Origin of the sequence: Aeromonas sp. S5(2024) (assembly GCF_041403025.1) — a bacterium.
In the GTDB taxonomy this organism is placed as follows: domain Bacteria; phylum Pseudomonadota; class Gammaproteobacteria; order Enterobacterales; family Aeromonadaceae; genus Aeromonas; species Aeromonas hydrophila.
In genome coordinates this window covers 162,839-181,364 of the sequence record NZ_JBGLRI010000005.1, presented here as the reverse complement: position 1 = coordinate 181,364, position 18,526 = coordinate 162,839, and the positions used below count along the sequence as shown (strand labels likewise).

Below are 18,526 nucleotides of genomic sequence, written 5' to 3'. Positions count from 1 at the left end.
TGGCTTTTTTGCTGCCTGAGTCTTGAGATGACGTAACTGTGATTGCTGTCTATTTGAGCTCTGCGAGGTGGCGGCTAGAATGGGTCAATCGCCCACCATCAACAGACGAACATGAGTGAATCCAACGCCTTATATCGAGTGCAGTTCATTTGTCACAACGAGCGTTACGAAGTCTATGTCAGGGAAGTGAGCCAGGGTCAGCTGTTCGGCTTCATCGAGATCGCCAACTTCGTGTGGGACAACCACACGGCGCTCATCGTCGACCCCAGCCACGAGAAGTTGAAGAGTGAATTTGCCGACGTCAATCGCACCATGATCCCCATGCACCACGTGCTGCGGGTCGATCAGGTGCGCAAGCAGGGGGCCGCCCGCATCACCGAACTGGGCAACAACGTCTCTCCCTTCCCCAGCCCCATCTACACCAAGAAACCCTGACACCCATCATGCCCGGCCAGCATGTGCCGGGCATGGTCGCCCTCATCCCAGCTCGCGGGCCAGTTGCAGGATACGCTGGCGAAACCAGCGCCGGGCCGGTTCTTCTCCGGCGGGGCCGTACCACACCAAGCTGTGGGTGACGGCGCCGTAGTCGAAGGGAACCGGCCTGCTCACCAGCGCGTGGGGGGCCGCCTGCTCGGCCCAGCCACCGATGGCGGTGAGGATCAGATCGCTCTGGCGCAGCAGGGCTGCCGCACTGCCAAAATCCGGCAGGATGGCGGCGATCTGCCGGCGCACCTGCAACTGGGCCAGGCTCTGTTCGAAGAAGGGGTTGGCCAGCTCCTGATCGCGAATGGCGATATGGCGCCAGCTCAGGTAGGCATCGAGATCCCAGGATCGCGCCAGCGCCGGGTGATCCGCGCGCAGCAGGCAGACCAGCTTGTCCTCGCGCAGGGTCTCCCACACCAGCCCTTGCTGGCGGGGCAGGGGCTGGCTCTGATCGTGGGGCAGGATCACGAAGTCCAGCTTGCCCGCCGCCAGCGCCGCCAGCCCCTGCTCATCCTTGTTGCGAATGTCGGGCACCAGGCCCGGCACCTCGCGCATCAGCTGCGCCAGGATGGGCCCCATGGGCCAGACCATGCCGCTTTCACGCAGGGCGAATTTCAGCTGCCCCTGCCAGCTGGCGGGATCGAACCCGCCCTGGCCGGTGAGGCCGTTGAGCTCGCTCAGCAGCCGGTGCAGGGTGGGGCCGAGCCGCTCGGCGAACGGGGTCAGCAGCAGCTGGTTGCCCTGGCGGTAGAGCAGCTGATCGCCGAGCAGATCCCGCAGCTGGTTGAGGGTCTTGCTGACGGTGGAGGGGGTGGTGCAGAGCCGCTCGGCGGTGCGGGTGACGCTCTGGCTGTCGAGCAGCAGGTGCAGGGTAACCAGATGGCGACCGCCGAGGCGGGAGAGGGCAATGAGATCCATAACGGTTCCACAAGCAAACGGGACAAACAAAAAGCCCCGCCTGAGCGGGGCTTGCGGGGATCAGCCCTTGAGCACGGCGGCCATGGCGTCGGCCACGTAGTCGACGTTGCGGCTGTTGAGGCCCGCCACGCACATGCGGCCGGAGCGTACCAGGTAGACGGCGAACTCCTCGCGCAGGCGATCCACCTGCTCCGGCGTGAAGCCGGTGTAGCTGAACATGCCGCGCTGGTTGATGAAGTAGCTGAAGTCGCGGCCCGGCACCTTGGCGCTCAGCACCTCGAACAGCTTCTCGCGCATCGCCTTGATGCGGGTGCGCATCTCGGTCACCTCACCGACCCACATGGCGTGCAGGCTGGCATCGTTCATCACGGCCGCGGTGATCTGGCCGCCGTGGGTGGGGGGGCTGGAGTAGTTGCGGCGCACGGTGGCCTTCATCTGGCCCAGCACGCGGCTCGCCTCTTCGGCATCCTGGCAGATGACCGACAGGCCGCCACACCGCTCGCCGTAGAAGGAGAGGTTCTTGGAGAAGGAGTTGCTGACAAAGAAGCTTACGCCGGCGGCCACCATGGCGCGAATGGCGTAGGCATCCTCTTCCAGCCCGTCGCCGAAGCCCTGATAGGCGATGTCCATAAAGGGGATCAGGTTCTTCTCGACTACCAGCGCGATCACCTGGTCCCACTGGGCGCGAGAGAGATCCACCCCGGTCGGGTTGTGGCAGCAGGGGTGCAGCAGCACGATGCTCTTGGCCGGCAGGCTGCTCAGGCAGTCTATCATGGCGTCAAACTGCACGCCGCCGGTGGCCGCATCGTAGTAGGGGTAGTCGTGCACCTTGATGCCGGCGCCCTCGAACATCGCCTTGTGGTTGTCCCAGGTGGGATTGCTGACCCACACCTCGGAGGTCGGGAAGTAGCGCTTGAGCAGATCGGCGCCGATCTTCAGCGCGCCCGAGCCGCCGATGGTCTGGATGGTGGCGATGCGACCCGCCTTGACCGCTTCGTGGTCGGCACCGAACAGCAGGTGCTGCACCGCGGTACGGTAGTTGGCGGCGCCTTCCATCGGCTGGTAGGGGCGGGGGGCCGGGGCGGCGGCGCGCTGGGCTTCGGCCTGCTGTACCGAGGCCAGCAGCGGAATGCGGCCCTGCTCGTCGTAATAGAGGCCGATCCCCAGGTTCACCTTCTGCTCGCGGGTGTCTTTGTGGAAGGTCTCGACCAGGGTCAGGATGGGGTCGCCAGCATAGGCATCGACGTGTTCAAACATGGGGGGTCCTTGCGAAATGGAATCCAGGGTATGGCGATCAATGATCGGCGGTCATCATGGCGTAAAGCCGGCGAGGGCTCAAGTCTGAAAGGGGCGGGGGCTGGCGGGCCGACGCCAACCAGCCGTCAACGGGATGAGGCGGGGCTACGCATGGCCCCATCCACCGGCCCTACTTCAGATAGGATCGCAATACCCGCACCACCTGATCCAGATCCTCCAGCCGCTCGGCCGGGGTCGCCTCTTCGGCGCCGAGATGCTCGCGCATGTGGCCCTCCAGCACCTCCAGCATCAGGCCGTTGACGGCGCCGCGAATGGCCGCAATCTGCTGCAAGATGGCGGCGCAGTCGCTCTCCTGCTCCAGCGCGCTCTCCAGTGCCCCTGCCTGCCCCTTGATGCGGCGCACCCGCGCCAGCAGCTTCTTCTTGCCGTGAATGGTGTGTGACATGCAGGATCCTCTCGATCAATAAAACTATACTGGGGTATAGTATATTGCATTGTCGTCCTCAGGAGAAATCCATGTCATCCCTCGCCTCATCCCATTGCCACCAACCCGTCGTCCACGAAGGGAATCCGCTGGCCGAACAGAAGACCCGCTGGGCCGTGCTGCTGACCGTCATCATGATGGTGGCGGAGATCGGCGGCGGCTGGTTTTACAACTCCATGGCGCTGCTGGCCGACGGCTGGCACATGAGCTCCCACGCGCTGGCGCTCGGCCTGTCGGTGCTGGCCTACCGCGCCGCCCGCCACTTCGCCCGTGACCACAGATTCAGCTTCGGCACCTGGAAGATCGAGGTGCTGGGGGGCTTTACCAGCGCCCTCTTGCTGGTGGGGGTGGCCGGCATGATGCTGTTCGAGTCGGTGTTCCGGCTGCTGGATCCCAGCCCGATCCACTACCAGCAGGCCATCGTCATCGCCATCGTCGGCCTGCTGGTGAACCTGGCCTGCGCCTGGCTGCTCAAGGATGACCACGGTCACCACCATGGCCACGGTCACGACCACCATCATGATCATCACGACCACGCTCACCCGCACGATCATGGCCAGCATCACGGTCATCAGGATCTCAACCTGCGCGCCGCCTACATCCACGTGCTGGCGGATGCGGCCACCTCGGTGCTGGCGATTCTGGCGCTGGTGGGGGGCATGCTGTGGGGAGCTGACTGGCTGGATCCCCTGATGGGCATAGTGGGGGCCGGGCTGGTGGCGGTGTGGGCCTGGGGCCTGCTGCGCGACTCCGGCCGGGTGCTGCTGGATGCCGAGATGGATGCGCCGCTGGTGGCGGAGATCCGCGAGGTGATCGCCGAGCTGCCGGACGCCGAAGTGCGCGATCTGCACGTCTGGCGGGTAGGGCAGCAGCAGTATGCCTGTGTGCTTTCCCTGTTGATGGCGGCGCCGGTTTCCGCCAGCGAGATCCGCGCGCGGCTTGCCATCCACGAGGAGCTGGTGCACGTCACCATAGAGGTGAGCGCCGCCTGATCCTGGCCGGTTGGCCGCACGCAACAACAGGAAGGGGCCAAGGCCCCTTCCTGTTTCTCTGGCTCAGTGCGGCTGGCCCTGCACATCCTCCGGTTTGTGCTGCCAGATGGCGCCGAGCAGCAGCTTGAGCAGCAGCTCGGGCGGATTGTCCAGCAGCCGGCCCGACTCCAGCAGCAGGTGGCCGTCGGCCCGAAAGCCGAGGCTGGCGTGGATGGTGCCCTCCTCGCCGCACACCTGGATCAGCCCGCTCAAACTGCCGCGCTCCCCCGGCTGGCAGCGCAGCCGCAGCTCCCGTGGCTCCCCCAGCAGGGTGAAGGCCCGGGCGAGGGGCGGGGTATCCTCATAATCCGGCCAGTTGAAGAAGTGGTACTGCTCGGCGAGCGTCCCCGCCTGCTGACAAAATTGGTCAAACAGCTGGGCAATCTCTTGATACTCCTGGTCCAGCCGCCTGGCCTGCTCCTCAATCCGCTTCATCTGTCGTGGCTCCCTCTCTCTTGCCGTATCCACTTATCCATTTGATCGGAAATCAATTTTTCCAGACATCATGGCTCTGCCCGCAGGTATGTGCCGAATCGGGCGGCAGGTCTGTGAGCCCGATCCGATTTTCGTTATGAAAACGTTATCTTGTTGAAAGCGGTTAACTTTTTTGCCCCCCTGCTCACATTTGAAACGATTTCTGCTGATTAATATGGCACCGCTCGGCAATGACCGGGTACTCGGATATCGAGACTAACTACAGCGGGAATTATAAAAAAATGGATATGAAAAAGACCAAAGTGGCGCTGGTAACAGCCTCACTGCTCGCGCTTTTGTCCGGCTGCAATGACAACAGCTCCTCCCCCTCCACCCCTGACCCCACGGACGGCCCCGTCGCCCGTCTGCCCAATGTGCAACCCCCTGCCGAGCAACTGGTGGCCGGGCCCGATCAGGCAGTGATCGCCCTGGTGGATACCCAGACCAGTGCGGCTCGCGGGGTCACTGGCCCCTTCGCCAACTACAGCCTGCACCTGTGGAACAACGACGCCTGCAGCGCCACCGCCGAGAGCGGCCTCAACGCAGGCTGGGACGACAAGGTCAACACCCCGGCCGCGGCTGACGGCTTCGGCCCGAGCTGGGTGGTGCCCCTTAGCAAGCTGGAAGGCTGCATCAACTTTATCGCCCGCAACGGCGATCTGGCCAACCTGACCGGCAGCGACATGAAGGTGGTCTTCAGCGATCACCCGGACCGCACCGTGGCCATCGTCGCCGGCAAGAACGAGATCTTCGGCAGCCGCGCCGAGGCCTTCACTGCCGCCTTCGGCGTGGCGGGCGCCAGTGCCCACCTGATCGACGGCAACACCCTGATCTGGCAAGGGGGCAAGGACAAGCCCCATGTGCGCCTCTATTACACCGAGTCCGGCACCATCAAGGCCAACGCCGAAGGGGTGTTCGACTTCCCCTACATCACCCTTGCTCCGACCAGCCTGACCGCCGAGCAGCAGGCCAAGTATCCGCATCTGAAAGATGCTGCCGCCTTCGCCCTGCCGGCTGGCAAGGATCTCAAACCGCTGCTCAAGGGTGAGCTGGTGGCCATCGGCACCGATGCCGACGGCATTCTGCAGGGGGCGACCCTGGTGCAGAGCGCCGGTGCCCTCGATGCCCTCTACAGCGAAGCGGCCACCAAGCTGACTTATGGCGCCGTGGTCGAGGGGGGCAATGTCACCTTCCGGCTGTGGGCGCCGACCGCCAGGTCGGTCAAGCTGGCGCTGTTCGACGGCCAGCACAAGCCGCTCGGCGAGCGCACCATGACCCTGGACGAGGCCAGCGGCAGCTGGAGCGTGCAGGGTGGCAGCGAGCTGGTGGGCAAGTTCTACCGCTACGACATCCAGGTCTATCACCCAGTCAGCCGCAAGCTGGAATCCTATCAGGTGACCGACCCCTACTCCCTGAGCCTGGCGATGAACTCCGAGTTCAGCCAGGTGGTGGATCTCAACGATCCGGCCCTCAAGCCGGAAGGGTGGGACAGCCTCAAGGCGCCCCACAGCCAGCAGAACCCGGCCGACATCACCATCTATGAGGCCCATGTCCGCGATCTGACCGGCAACGACGACTCCACCCCGGCCGAGCACCGCGGCAAGTTCCTCGGCCTGACCGATACCGACACGGCGCCGGTCAAGCACCTGCAGGCGCTGGCCAAGAGCGGCGTCAGCCACCTGCACCTGCTGCCGGTGTTCGACATCGCCACCGTCAACGAGGATCCGGCCAAGGTCGCCAACATCAGCGACGACTTCGGCAAGCTGTGCCAGGTCAACCCCGAGGTGCAGAACTCCAAGTTCGCCGGCTACTGCAGCAGCGGCCAGACCATCGAGGCCGTGCTCGGCGATCTGCAAGGAGGCGACAGCAAGGAGAACCCGCAGGTGCAGGAGCTCTACGGCTATCTGCGTGGCGTCGACTCCTTCAACTGGGGTTATGACCCCTACCACTACACCACCCCGGAAGGCTCCTACGCCACCAACGCCGAGGGCAGCCAGCGCATCCTGGAGTTCCGCGAAATGGTCAAGGCCATCAAGCAGAACATCGGCATGAACGTGGTGATGGACGTGGTCTACAACCACACCAACGAGGCGGGCCTGGGGCCCAAGTCGGTGCTCGACAAGATAGTGCCCTGGTACTATCAGCGCCTCAATCCGGAGACCGGCTCGGTGGAGAACTCCACCTGCTGCTCCAACACGGCGCCGGAACACGCCATGTTCGCCAAGCTGATGGATGACTCCCTGGTCACCTGGGCGCGCGACTACAAGATCGACGCCTTCCGCTTCGACCTGATGGGCCACCACCCGAAAGATCAGATGGTGCAGGCGCTGGCCGCGGTGAAGCAGGTCAACCCCGAGATGTACTTCTACGGCGAGGGCTGGAACTTCGGCGAGGTGCAGGATGACAAGCGCTTCGTGCAGGCGACCCAGAAACACCTGGCCGGCACCGGCATCGGCTCCTTCTCCGACCGGCTGCGGGATGCGGTGCGCGGCGGCAGTCCGTTCGACGGCGGCGACACCATTCGCAAGACCCAGGGCTTTGGCAACGGCGCTCTGGTGGATGCCAACGAGATGGACGGCGTCGATCGCGCTACCGCCCTGCATCAGGCCGATCTGGTGCGCCTCGGCATGGCCGGCAACCTCAAGGACTTCATCCTGACCGACAAGGACGGCATGCCGAAGAAGGGCTCCGACATCGACTACAACGGTCAACCGGCGGGCTACGCCCAGGATCCGACCGAAATCCAGAACTACGTCGACAAGCACGACAACCAGACCCTGTTCGACAACCTGATCTACAAGGCGCCGCAAGGGGCCGATCTGGTGCGGATGCAGGGGGTATCGCTCGCCACCGCCATGCTGGGGCAGGGCATTCCGTTTACCCACGCCGGTGTCGAGCTGCTGCGCTCCAAATCCATGGAGCGGGACAGCTACGACTCGGGTGACTGGTACAACCGGGTCGACTACACCCTGGCCGACAACAATTTCGACAAGGGGCTGCCACGCAAGGACAAGGATGGCGACAACTATCCGCTGATCGAGAAAGTACTCGGCAAGCACGTCAAGCCGAGCGGTGCCGACATGGCGATCATGGTGGGCTTCTATCAGGAGCTGGCCGAGCTGCGTCAATCCTCCCGTCTGCTGCGTCTGGGCAGCGGCGCCGAGGTGATCAAGCGGGTCGACTTCCGCAATACCGGCCCGGATCAGGAGCCCGGCCTCATCGTGATGACGGTGGATGACGGCATCAATGCGGGTGCGGATCTGGATCCGGCCATCGACGGTCTGGTGGTGATGATCAACGCCACCAATGCTCCCCAGAGCATCAGCGACTTCCGTGACGGCAACGATCAGCCCATCGACCTGACCAACCTGCAGCTGAGCCCGGCCCACCACGGCGGCGAGAGCATCGCCCGCGATGCGGCCGTCAATGGCGGTACCCTGACCCTGGGTGCCTGGTCGGCGGCGGTGTTCGTCAAGCCGCAGAGCGGTGCCCAGGGCAGCGGCCTGCCGGTTGGCAAGAAGACTGATCTGAGCACGGTACCGCCGTTCGGTGACACCGCCGTCTATCTGAAGGGGTTCCTCAATGAATGGGGCAACACCAACCAGATGACCTTCAGCAGCAACTTCATGTACGAGTTCACCACCGAGGTGAGCAGCGACAAGCTGGGCACCACCAACGTCAAGATCGCGGATGCCAGCTGGGGTCCCCTCAACTACGGCAGCTGCAATGCGGGTGACAAGCTGGTGGTCGGCACCCCGCTGACCCTTTGCAAGGGTGGCGATACCGGCAACATCGGGCTCGATCTGGCCAAGGCGGGCAGCTACAAGTTCGTGTTTACCGCCATGAACAAGGACAAGCCCACCCTGAGCGTCAGCTTCACCGAGCCGGTGCAGAGCTGCAAGGTGCTGGACACTGTGGCGGGCAATCCGCTCGGCTACAACCTGTTCGTCAAGGGTGAGCTCTCCGGCTGGGCCGCTCAGCCCCAGTACCAGTTGAGCTACAAGGGGATGGACGGCGATCTGGCCATCTATCAGGCGGCCTTCAACTACACCGGCAGCACCGAGTTCAAGGTGGCCAACGAGGACTGGAGCAAGGAGTACCTGCTCAACGGCGGCGGCGCGGTGACGGCGGAGACGGGTTATGCCATCGGCTTCTCCCAGCCGGGTAGCGCCAACAACAGCATCACCTTGCCGCAGGGGCTGTGGAGCGTGCTGGTGAAGGTTGACCCGGCCGGCACCAAGGCCGGTACAGCGGTGATCCAGGAGTGCAGCGCCAAGTAGTCATTCCCATCGAGCCCGGGGCTGGCTCGGCACCCCAGGGTTGAATTCCACCTCGCCAAGGGTGGGATAACTCCGAGAGAGTAAGCAAAGCGCGACTGCCGACCGGCAGCCGCGCTTTTTCTTTGCTGTGGGTAAGGCAATAAAAAAGCCGCCCCAACGGGGCGGCTGTAAGTTGTGCCATTTACGGCCGGCTTAGCGCTTGCGCAGCAGGCGCAGGGCGTTGGCGGTGACCAGTGCGGTGGCGCCGGTGTCGGCCAGCACCGCAATCCACAGGCCGGTGATGCCGAGCAGGCTGGTGATCAGGAAGATGGCCTTGAGCCCCAGTGCCAGCGCTATGTTCTGGTGGATGTTGGCCAGTGCCGCACGGGAGAGCCGGATCATGGCGGCGACCCCGCCGAGCTGGTTGTGGGTCAGCGCCGCATCGGCGGTCTCCAGCGCCACGTCGGTGCCGCCTCCCATGGCGATGCCGATGCTGGCCCGCTTCATGGCCGGCGCGTCGTTGATGCCGTCGCCGATCATCGCGACCTTTTGCGTCAGACCGAGCTTGGCGATTTCATCGACCTTGCCCTCCGGCAGCAGGCCGGCGCGCCAGCCCATGCCGAGCTCGCCGGCGATGGCCTCGGCGGCGCGGGGGTTGTCGCCGGTCAGCATGATGCTCTGCAGGCCGAGCTGGTTGAGCTCTTGCAGCGCCGCAGCCGCTTCCGGCCGGATCTGGTCGCGCAGGGCCAGCAGGGCGGCCGGGACTGCGTCAGGCTGACCGAGCACCACGACTGTCTTGCCTTGCTGCTCCAGGGTGGCGACCCGGGCCTGCATCGCGGCATCCAGGGTGGCGACCCGGCTCGGTGCCAGCAGTTGCCAGAGGGCGCCGTCGATGCGACCTTCCACGCCCATGCCGGGCAGGGCGCGCAGCTCCTGGGCCGCGGCGAGGCTGAGGCCCCGTTCGCTGGCCGCCGTCACCACGGCGCGAGCAAGCGGGTGGTGGGAGCCCTGCTCGATGGCTGCCGCCAGTGCCAGCAGTTCGGCCTCCGGCTGGCCATTGAGGCTCACCAGTTCGGTCAGCTGCGGCTTGCCCAGGGTCAGGGTGCCGGTCTTGTCGAAGGCCACGGTATCGATGTGGGCCAGCCGCTCCAGCGCGGCGCCTCCCTTGATGAGGGCCCCCTGCCGGGTGGCTGCCGCCAGCGCCGAGGTGACCGCCGCCGGGGTGGAGATGACCAGGGCGCAGGGGCAACCGATCAGCAGCAGCGCCAGCCCGCGATAGACCCACTCGTCCCAGCTCTGGCCGAAGGCGAGCGGCGGTACCAGCACCACCAGCAGGGCAACCAGCATCATGGCCGGGGTATACCAGCGGCTGAAGCGGTCGATGAAGCGCTCGATGGGGGCACGCTGGGTCTCGGCCTCCTCGATGAGATGCAGGATGCGGTCGATGGCGTTGTTGCCAGGTTCGGACACCACCTCGAGGCGCAGCACCCGATCCGCCGCCAGGCTGCCGGCGGGGACCTTGTCACCCTGACGGCGCTCCACCGGGATGGATTCGCCGGTCAGGGCGCTCTCGTCAAAGGCGCCGAGGGCGTCGAGCAGTCGGGCATCGGCGGCCAGGCGGGCGCCCGGGGCGATTTCGATGATGTCACCGGGGCGCAGCTGGTCGGCAGCGACTTCTTCCCGCACCTCGCCCTCGGCAGTGGTACGGATGCGCAGCGCCTTGTCGGGCACCAGTGCCATCAGGGCGGTGACCCCGGCGCGGGCGCGGCCGGCGGCGTAGGCCTCCAGATGTTCGCCCAGCATGAACAGCAGCAGCACCATGGCCGCTTCGGCGGTTTCGCCGAGGAACAGGGCCCCCACGGCGGCGACCGTCATCAGGGTCTCGATGGCGAAGGGGGAGCCGCTCTTGGTCAGTGCCCACGCCTTGCGGGAGATGGGCCACAGGCCCCAGAGGGTGGCCAGGGTAAACAGCGGCTGACCGATCTGGCTCGGCAGCAGGGCCGCCACCAGCATCAGACCGGCCAGCGACAGCGGCTGCCAATACTTGGCGAGCAGGGTCTGCAGCGGGCCGCGCTCGCGGCCGGGCTCCTGCTTGCCGCTGCGCTCGCCCTTGAGCTGGAAGCCGGCGGCCAGCACGGCGGCGGTGACGGGATCGGGGGAGAGGCCGGGGGCCAGATCCACCACCAGCTTCTCGGTGGCAAACAGCACGCGGGCCTGTTGCACGCCGCTCACCCGGCTGACGGCTGTCTCTATCTTGCGGGCGCAGCTGGGGCAGTCCATCCCCAGCACCTGCCAGCTGTGGCGGCGGCTGTTCTGCTCGGGGGCGTCCAGCGGGGGGTCTGCCACGACGGCATGCTCATGGTGGTCGTGCTCCCCGTCATGGGCATGATTATGGGCGGGCGGCGGAATGGCGCAACAACCCCCTCTGGGGGGCTCTTCCCCCTCGGGAGCGTCGCTGGCGGCATGATCCTGATGATCATGGGGGGCCTGACTCGCGCAGCAGCTGACCGGTGCGGCCTGGTCGCAGCAGTGGCTGTCGTGCTGGTGCTCGGCCTGGGGCGCAGCGGTCTTGCTGACGGCCTTGATGGGGGCGGCGGCGTGTTGATGGCTGCAGCAGGATTTGCTCATGATGAGTCCCTCTTGGATGGATCCCGCCGGTGCGAGATCTTTGATAACTGAGCCGAGTGTAAACCTTGGTGTTAAGTCCAAGGTCAAGCCCCTTTCTCCCGCTCCTGGCAACAGGCTGCCGGCAGAGGCGATATCCCTGTGGTTGGCGGGTGTTTGTCCCCGCCCGGCAGGCCTATACTGGAGGGCCTGATCCTCCCTCGATAATCAAGGACATAACATGAGCAATTCCGTTACCCTGCAAGGCAATCCCGTCTCCGTCGCCGGTCACTTCCCGGTTGCCGGCGAGCAGGCCAAGCCGTTCTCCCTGGTGGCCAAGGATCTCTCCGATCTGACCCTGGCGAGCTTCGCCGGTCAGCGCAAGATCCTGAACATCTTCCCGAGCGTCGATACCCCGACCTGCGCCACTTCCGTGCGCAAGTTCAACGAGCAGGCCAGCGCGCTGAACAACGCCGTGGTGCTGTGCATCTCCGCCGACCTGCCGTTCGCCCAGTCCCGCTTCTGCGGAGCCGAAGGGGTGGACAAGGTAGTAACCCTCTCCACCCTGCGTGGCGCCGCCTTCCTGCAGGACTACGGCGTGGCCTTCTCCTCCGGCCCGCTGGTGGGTCTGGCTGCCCGCGCCATCGTGGTGCTGGATGAAGAGAACAAGGTGCTGCACAGCGAGCTGGTGGCCGAAGTCGCCGATGAGCCGAACTACGCTGCCGCCCTGGCCGTACTGTAAACAGGCAGACTGACAACAATCCCGCCGGGGCATGGCCCCGGCGGGATTTTTTTATGGGCGGTCGCCTTCAGGGGGTCTTGTTGCCATCAGCGGCCGGCAGGGGTTCGGAGTGGGGTTGCCACTCGACATAGGGGCGGTGCAGCCTTGAGTAGATCTGTGCCAGCTTGCCGGAGGCGGCGAGCCGGTCGATCGCCTCGCCGAGGAAACGATCCGTTTCATCCCCGGCAGGCCCCTTGGCGATGATGAAGACATCCTCGAAATCCCCCAGGTGTTCCCGGTGAATGTTGGTCAGCTTGAGCTGGCGCAGCATCAGGTCGGCCTCCTCCTGGGCCCAGATGAAGGCGTCGATGCGCCCGCGCGAGAGCTTGCGCAGGGACTGCTCTATGCTCATCGACCGTTGCAGCGGAATGGGCAGAAAGCCGGGGGTCGCTTCGATCAGCAGATCCCGCTTGGTGGGCACTATGCCGTAGGCCATGTCGGGAGTGATGAGGTGGTCGGTATTGCTGTAGAGCACGTGGGTGACCTTGCCGAAGCTGCGGGTGCTGAAACGATAGGGTAGTAGGTCGGCATCCTGCAGATTGCGGATGGCGGGCAGGCTGAAGTCGGCGGTGCCGGCGATCACCCCGGCCATGGCCCGGGCGAGGGGATAGATGGTGATCCGGATGCTCACCTCGGGGTAGAGATCATCGATGGCGCGCACCAGCTCGACGAAGGGGCCGGTCTTGTCGGCGTTGATGAGCCCCGGCAGCTCGCCGAGGTGGGCGTTGAGGATGCGTACCGGTTTGGCGGCGGGGGCGGGCGCCGTGTCGGCGCGGGAGAGGCTGAGGCTGGTCAGCCCCGTCAGGCAAAGCAGCAGCAACAGCAGCAGAGAGGGATGTCTGGTCATGGTCTGGTCACGTCCCAGGGGGAGGTTCCCTGAAGTGTAGTCAGGCCCGCTTTGCGCATGGCGGGCCGGGTGCGGGCCGCTGGCCGCGCTGGATGGGATTTTACTTATGGTCTGCCGCTCACTAGACTTCGCCCCCACCTCCCTCTTCTGTCGATAGCTGCGTAGCCCCATGACTTTTGATGAACTTGCCCTCGCCCCCGCCCTGCTGGCGACCCTGCCTGCCGACCTCAAGTGCCCGACCCGGGTGCAGCAACTGGCCATTCCCGCCGCGCTGGCGGGTCGGGATCTGCTGGCGCTGGCCCGCACTGGCAGCGGCAAGACCCTGGCGTTCGGACTGCCGCTGCTGCAGCGCCTCGATCCGGCCTGCGATCGGGTGCAGGGGCTGGTGCTGGTGCCGACCCGCGAGTTGGCGGTGCAGGTGAGCGAGGCGTTGCAGGGGCCGGCCGCCGGGCTGGGTCTGCGACTGGTGACCCTGTGCGGCGGGGTGGCGCAGGCGCTGCAACAGGCCGAACTGGCGTTGGGGCCGCAACTGCTGGTGGCGACCCCGGGGCGACTGCGGGATCTGCTGGCCCAGCAACTGCTGGGTCTGAGCCAGCTGCGCCATCTGGTGCTGGACGAGGCGGATCGGCTGCTGGAGATGGGCTTCTGGCCCGACATCCAGTGGCTGCTGAATGCCATGCCGGTCGAGCGTCAGACCCTGCTGTTCTCGGCCACCCTGCCGGCCGAGCTGGAGGCGCTGGCGACCGGTCTGCTGACCGAGCCGGTGCGGGTGGAGGCGGATCCCCGCAACAGCGTGGCCGACGACATCGAGGAGCGCCTCTATCTGGTCAACAAGAGCAGCAAGGTGCCGGCGCTCATCAGCCTGCTCAAGGCCCACGAGTGGCCGCAGGTGCTGGTCTTCATCAGCGCGCGGGACGACGCCGACGGGGTGGCCCGCAAGCTGGCCAAGGCGGGCATTGCGGTGGCGGCCCTGCACGGCGAGAAGGAACAGGCGGTGCGCGAGCAGGCGCTCGGTGACTTCAAGGCGGGCAAGGTGCGGGTGCTGGTGGCCACCGATCTGATGGCGCGCGGCATTCACGTGGAGGCGCTGCCGCTGGTGATCAACCTGGATCTGCCCGCCAGCGCCCCCGTCTACGTGCACCGCATCGGCCGCACCGCCCGGGCCGGACGCAGCGGGCTCGCCATCTCGCTCACCTGCCATGGCGAGGCCGACACCCTGGCGGCGATCCGCACCCTCACCGGCCGCGAGCTGCCGCTGGCTTCGCTCGCCGGCTTCCCGGTCACCGATCAGCCAGCCAGCGGGGAGGGCAAGCGCGCCCCCCGCGACAAACAGGCCAATCGTCGTACCCAGGCCAAGCGTAGCGTCAAACAGTTCAAGAGCAAGGGCTGAGGTCATTGCTGCCGCCTTGCTCCGTTTCGCGACAAACAAGGTGATCACAACGCCGTACCCAGGCCAAACGGAGCGTTAAACAGTTCAAGAGCAAGGGCTAGAGCAAGCCTGACCCAAGATGGACTGCCCGCTTGGGCAGTACCAAAGGACGCCCGTTTCACTATGCTCCATGGGTTCAACCACGGAGGGATAGGCAATGGCGAGTCTGGTGATGGGGCCCCTGCTGGGGCTCGAAGCGGAGACGCAATACAGCATCTGTTTTTTGGCGGGGCCTGACTGCAAGGGCGCCGGGGTCAGGATCAACGGCAGTCTGCTGACCGCCGGCAAGCAGGCGGATACCCCCAGGGGCGGCTTCTGGCGGGTCAGCTGGACGGCAACTCCGGCCGAGGCGGGGTCGAGCGTGGAGTACCAGATCCTGCTGGACGGGGAGCCCGCCCGGGACTTGGCCGGTGAGGATCGCTGGCAGTTTCATCTGCCAGGGTCGGCGGAGCGGGTGCGCATCGGGTACGCCTCCTGCAACGGTTTTTCCGACTTCAAGCTGCTCACCTCCACCCCGCAGCCCTATGTGATGTGGGACAAGCTGGCCGCCGAGCACACCACGCACCCCTTCTCGCTGCTGCTGATGGGGGGCGATCAGGTCTATGCCGACTCCCTCTGGACCACGGTGCCCAGCCTCAAGGCCTGGAACGAGCTGGACATGGCGGAGAAGGTCAAACGCAAAGCCACTCGCACCATGGAGGAGCAGCTCGATCGCTTCTACTGTGAGCTCTACTGCAAGCAGTGGGGGCGGCCCGAGGTGGCGCGCCTGCTGGCCCGGATCCCGAGCGCCATGATGTGGGATGACCACGACATCTTCGATGGCTGGGGCAGCTATCCCGAGTCGCCAGCCAATCTGCAGGGCTGCGACGTCTACCGGGTCATCTATGCCGCCGCGTCCCGCTATTTCCGGCTGTTCCAGCTGCGCTCCGTTGCCAACGTCTCCCTGCTGGATCCGGTCAAGCTGGGCCACCACTCCTGGCGGCTCAGTTTTCGGGGCTACCAGATCCTGGCGCTGGACAACCGGGCCAATCGGACCCGCGCCCAGGTGATGAGCCCGTCCCAGTGGGATCAGATCAACGACGCGCTGGCCGCCTGCGACGCGGGCCATCTGCTGGTGCTGGCGGGGGTGCCCGTGGTCTATCGCGACTTCTCCTTCACCGAGGCGGCGCTGGATGCCACCCCCTGGGAGGAAGAGCTGACCGACGATCTCAAGGATCATTGGCGGGCCAAGGATCATCAGGGGGAGCGGGCCCGGCTCATCATGCGGCTGCTGGACAACGCCAGGATCCGGCGCCAGCAGGATGCCGGCGGCAAGACCCTGATCCTCTCCGGCGACGTGCACGTGGGCTGCCTCGGGGTGATCCAGGACAAGCGGGACGGGGTGCTCAACGTGCACCAGCTGGTCTCCTCCGGTATCGTCCACCCCTGTCCCACCCAGTTCCAGTGGATGGGGATCCTCGCCATGACCAACGACGATGCCGAATACCTCGACGAGAACCGGCTGATCCGCGCCGAGCTTATCAAGCCGTTCGGCGCTCCCGTCTACCTGCGTACCCGCAACTTCGCCACCCTGCTGATGGGCACCGACAACAAGCTGTGGGCCAACTGGCACTGCGAGAACGGACTGGCGGCCAGTTACCCGCTTGCCTGATGGCGGGAAAATGCGAAGGGCCCTGACGGGCCCTTTTTCTTGTCGGGGTCAGATCCCCCGAGCCGTAGTCTGTTCAGGGCTGCTCCGGCGTCTGGGCAAAGAAATCGCGCCGAAACTGGCCGAGTGCCGCTTCCCTGTGCTGCTGCCAGCTTGCCTCGTCCATGTTGCCCCGGCTGGCCGCCAGCTGCTGTTCCAGCTCGGTCAGTTGCTGCTGGTAGTGGCTGCGCTGCGCCAGCTGCTGTTGTCGGCTGGCGGCAAACTGCACGGTCGCTTCGGCCTGCCCGGTTGGCAGGAAGTGGCGAGCCAGGGTCGCCAGCTCCTCGTCCCCCCACAGCTGTCGCGCCTGCTGCAAGCGGGCAGCCGGGTTGAACAGCTCCGCCGCCAGATCCGGATGATCCGCCGCCCACTCATCCTGCAAGCGGGTGAGGGCGGCCAGTCGCTCGGCCAGCGGCAGCTGCTCGTGCTCCTGCGCCAGCTGCTCGAGTGCCAGGGCGTAGCGCCCCTGCAGTCGAAACAGGCTCTCCCCCTCGCTCAGCCATTGGGCCTCTATCGCCTCCAGATTGGCCAGCCGCTCGGCCAGCGGCTGCTCGCTGTCGCTTACCTCGCTGGCGAGCTGCCGGTTCATCTCGTCCGGCAAGTCGCGCCAGCTGGCAGGCGAAGGTGCTGGGCCAGCTGGCACGGTGGTGGCGGCAACCGGGCCGGTAGCTGGGGCCAGTGGCGGCTGTGTCTGTGGCGCCTCTGCGGCGGCTGGCTGAGCGCTCTGGCCGGTGTGTGCTGGCCGCGTTGGCGCCTCCTGCCAGCTTAGGTTGAGCAGCAACAAGGCCAGCATCGCCAGTGCCAGCAAGCCGTAGCGGCGCTTCATCGGCTGATCTCTCCCTTGACCGGGAAGTGATCGGAGAGGTTGCTGGCGGGCCAGAGGCTGCCATCGCTGCTGCGCGGGATCCAGACGCTGTTGAGGTTGTGGCGCACGGCGCCGTATTCCCGGCTCACCACCAGATAGTCGAGGTACTCCACGTTGGCACCGCCGGAGAGCGGACCGCCGGCATAGGGGTTGATCCTGGGATCGAAGGTGGCCTCGGTGTAGCCGCCATAACCCGGCTCGTCGGCGTTGAGGTTGGCCAGCATGCCGGCGTAGTCGTCGGCAAACTTGCGCTTGTTGACGTTGAAGTCGCCGCCGTAGATGACGGTGTCGCTGGCGGGGATCTTCAGGCTGGCGGCCAGGGTGCGGATCTGGCCGAACTGGATCTGGCGCAGCCGTCTCGCCTCGTCGGTGTCGAAGCTGGCGGTGTGGGTGGCGAACAGGTGCCAGGCCTTGCCCCCCTTGATCACCTCCGCATACATCACCCCCTTGTCGGCGAAGCAGTCGGTGCCGGTGCACTGGGGATAGACCAGCTGGGCCTCGCGCACGATTGGGTAGCGGCTGACGATCACCACGCCGCCGTCGTGGATGTTGACCCCCGGCTTGTCGAGCACCCTGGTCTGGTACGGGTACTCCTTGGCCAGTGCCTGCAGGAAGCCCTCGCGGCGGCCATCGAACACCTCCTGCAACAGCAGGGCGTCATAACCCTTGAGGTACTCGGGCAGCAGCGCCAGTCGCTCGCCGATGCTGGAGGCGATCACCGGCAGCGCCCAGACGTTGTAGCTGGCCACCTTCAACCTGGCTTCGTCAGCTTCGGGCTGCTCCCGCTTTTGTGGCGGAGTCAGCATATAGTGCAGATCGTCGTAGCGGCCGGTGAACTTGGCGGCAAAGGCCAGCTCCTGCGGCCCGCTCAGGCGGTGGATGGTGCGATCGCTCTGCCAGCCTGAGTTGTCTGCCGGCGTCTCGCCGCCGTGTTGCAGGGTGCTGTTCCACCAGGTGCCCTCCATCTTCTGGTTGAGGCGATAGGTGTCACCGCCGGGAGTGGTGACCCGGGTTTCGAACAGATAGCTCTTACCCGCCTTCACCCCCTCGTAGCGATTGAAGCTGAGCACCATGGCGCTCTCCCAGGGGCCCAGCTCGGTTCTGTGCTGAAGCCACTGGCTGCCGGCCTGCAGCTGGCCGGAGCCGCTCTGGCGGATCTCCAGCTGAACCGGATCCGGGCTGTTGTTGGTGAGGTAGACATCGGTGTCGGCCAGCGCCTGCAGCGGAAACTGGCAGGCCAGCAGCAGGGCGGCATAACTGAGGGGTTTGTGCATCATGAAGTCCTTTTGGTCGAGGCACGCTGGAAAGTGACTGTTATGGCGGGCACAGAGGTCATTTCATTTACATTTTTGTTACAAATAAATGAAGGGCCCCATATGGGGAGGTATTAACCCATGGGGTTGGAGT

14 protein-coding genes are annotated in these 18,526 nt (G+C 65.6%); 6 read left to right on the top strand and 8 right to left on the bottom strand.

What is annotated here, in order from left to right; all coding sequences use genetic code 11:
* Positions 1 to 111: 111 nt before the first annotated feature.
* Positions 112 to 435, top strand: coding sequence for a DUF1820 family protein (locus tag ACB032_RS12720; protein WP_011704589.1), 324 nt, complete (start codon positions 112 to 114; stop codon positions 433 to 435).
* 42 nt (positions 436 to 477) lie between these two features.
* Here the strand turns inward: ACB032_RS12720 and ACB032_RS12715 are convergent, their stop codons facing one another.
* The 3 genes from ACB032_RS12715 to ACB032_RS12705 all read right to left on the bottom strand — a co-directional run bounded on the left by ACB032_RS12715 (position 478) and on the right by ACB032_RS12705 (position 3,103).
* A complete protein-coding gene (locus ACB032_RS12715) occupies positions 478 to 1,401 on the bottom strand; it encodes a LysR family transcriptional regulator (protein ID WP_017408990.1) in 924 nt (307 codons plus the stop codon).
* 60 nt (positions 1,402 to 1,461) lie between these two features.
* Positions 1,462 to 2,658, bottom strand: a complete 1,197-nt coding sequence (locus ACB032_RS12710; RefSeq protein WP_011704591.1) for an amino acid aminotransferase — start codon at positions 2,656 to 2,658, stop codon at positions 1,462 to 1,464.
* A 169-nt stretch (positions 2,659 to 2,827) separates the two neighbouring features.
* A complete protein-coding gene (locus ACB032_RS12705; protein WP_005308614.1) occupies positions 2,828 to 3,103 on the bottom strand; it encodes a metal/formaldehyde-sensitive transcriptional repressor in 276 nt (91 codons plus the stop codon).
* Between the two features lie 71 nt (positions 3,104 to 3,174).
* Here ACB032_RS12705 and dmeF point away from each other — a divergent pair, with 71 nt between their 5' ends.
* Positions 3,175 to 4,134 (top strand): CDF family Co(II)/Ni(II) efflux transporter DmeF, encoded by a 960-nt coding sequence (gene dmeF, locus ACB032_RS12700; RefSeq protein ID WP_130633089.1) that lies wholly within the window; start codon positions 3,175 to 3,177, stop codon positions 4,132 to 4,134.
* Between the two features lie 63 nt (positions 4,135 to 4,197).
* Here dmeF and ACB032_RS12695 read toward each other — a convergent pair whose 3' ends face one another.
* Positions 4,198 to 4,608 (bottom strand): hypothetical protein, encoded by a 411-nt coding sequence (locus ACB032_RS12695; RefSeq protein ID WP_011704593.1) that lies wholly within the window; start codon positions 4,606 to 4,608, stop codon positions 4,198 to 4,200.
* A 281-nt stretch (positions 4,609 to 4,889) separates the two neighbouring features.
* Here ACB032_RS12695 and pulA point away from each other — a divergent pair, with 281 nt between their 5' ends.
* Complete coding sequence (gene pulA / locus ACB032_RS12690; RefSeq protein ID WP_371138037.1) at positions 4,890 to 8,927, top strand: pullulanase-type alpha-1,6-glucosidase; 4,038 nt, start codon at positions 4,890 to 4,892, stop codon at positions 8,925 to 8,927.
* 192 nt (positions 8,928 to 9,119) lie between these two features.
* Here pulA and ACB032_RS12685 read toward each other — a convergent pair whose 3' ends face one another.
* Positions 9,120 to 11,534 (bottom strand): zinc/cadmium/mercury/lead-transporting ATPase, encoded by a 2,415-nt coding sequence (locus ACB032_RS12685; RefSeq protein WP_371138036.1) that lies wholly within the window; start codon positions 11,532 to 11,534, stop codon positions 9,120 to 9,122.
* Between the two features lie 217 nt (positions 11,535 to 11,751).
* Between ACB032_RS12685 and tpx the strand changes: the two genes are divergently transcribed.
* Positions 11,752 to 12,252, top strand: coding sequence for a thiol peroxidase (tpx, locus tag ACB032_RS12680; protein WP_371138035.1), 501 nt, complete (start codon positions 11,752 to 11,754; stop codon positions 12,250 to 12,252).
* Positions 12,253 to 12,319: 67 nt separating this feature from the next.
* Here tpx and ACB032_RS12675 read toward each other — a convergent pair whose 3' ends face one another.
* Positions 12,320 to 13,138: a transporter substrate-binding domain-containing protein gene (locus ACB032_RS12675; protein WP_166464126.1), complete on the bottom strand. Its 819-nt coding sequence runs from the start codon at positions 13,136 to 13,138 to the stop codon at positions 12,320 to 12,322.
* A gap of 169 nt (positions 13,139 to 13,307) precedes the next feature.
* On the opposite strand from ACB032_RS12675, the gene ACB032_RS12670 reads away from it, so the two are divergent.
* Together ACB032_RS12670 and ACB032_RS12665 are read left to right on the top strand one after the other, a co-directional pair.
* Positions 13,308 to 14,528: a DEAD/DEAH box helicase gene (locus ACB032_RS12670; protein WP_371138034.1), complete on the top strand. Its 1,221-nt coding sequence runs from the start codon at positions 13,308 to 13,310 to the stop codon at positions 14,526 to 14,528.
* 196 nt (positions 14,529 to 14,724) lie between these two features.
* Positions 14,725 to 16,218 (top strand): alkaline phosphatase D family protein, encoded by a 1,494-nt coding sequence (locus ACB032_RS12665; RefSeq protein ID WP_371138033.1) that lies wholly within the window; start codon positions 14,725 to 14,727, stop codon positions 16,216 to 16,218.
* A 73-nt stretch (positions 16,219 to 16,291) separates the two neighbouring features.
* Here ACB032_RS12665 and ACB032_RS12660 read toward each other — a convergent pair whose 3' ends face one another.
* Both ACB032_RS12660 and ACB032_RS12655 read right to left on the bottom strand, forming a co-directional pair.
* Complete coding sequence (locus ACB032_RS12660; protein WP_371138032.1) at positions 16,292 to 17,080, bottom strand: hypothetical protein; 789 nt, start codon at positions 17,078 to 17,080, stop codon at positions 16,292 to 16,294.
* Positions 17,077 to 18,393, bottom strand: coding sequence for a sphingomyelin phosphodiesterase (locus tag ACB032_RS12655; RefSeq protein ID WP_371138031.1), 1,317 nt, complete (start codon positions 18,391 to 18,393; stop codon positions 17,077 to 17,079). The genes ACB032_RS12660 and ACB032_RS12655 overlap by 4 nt, the downstream gene beginning before the upstream one ends.
* Positions 18,394 to 18,526: the final 133 nt, after the last annotated feature.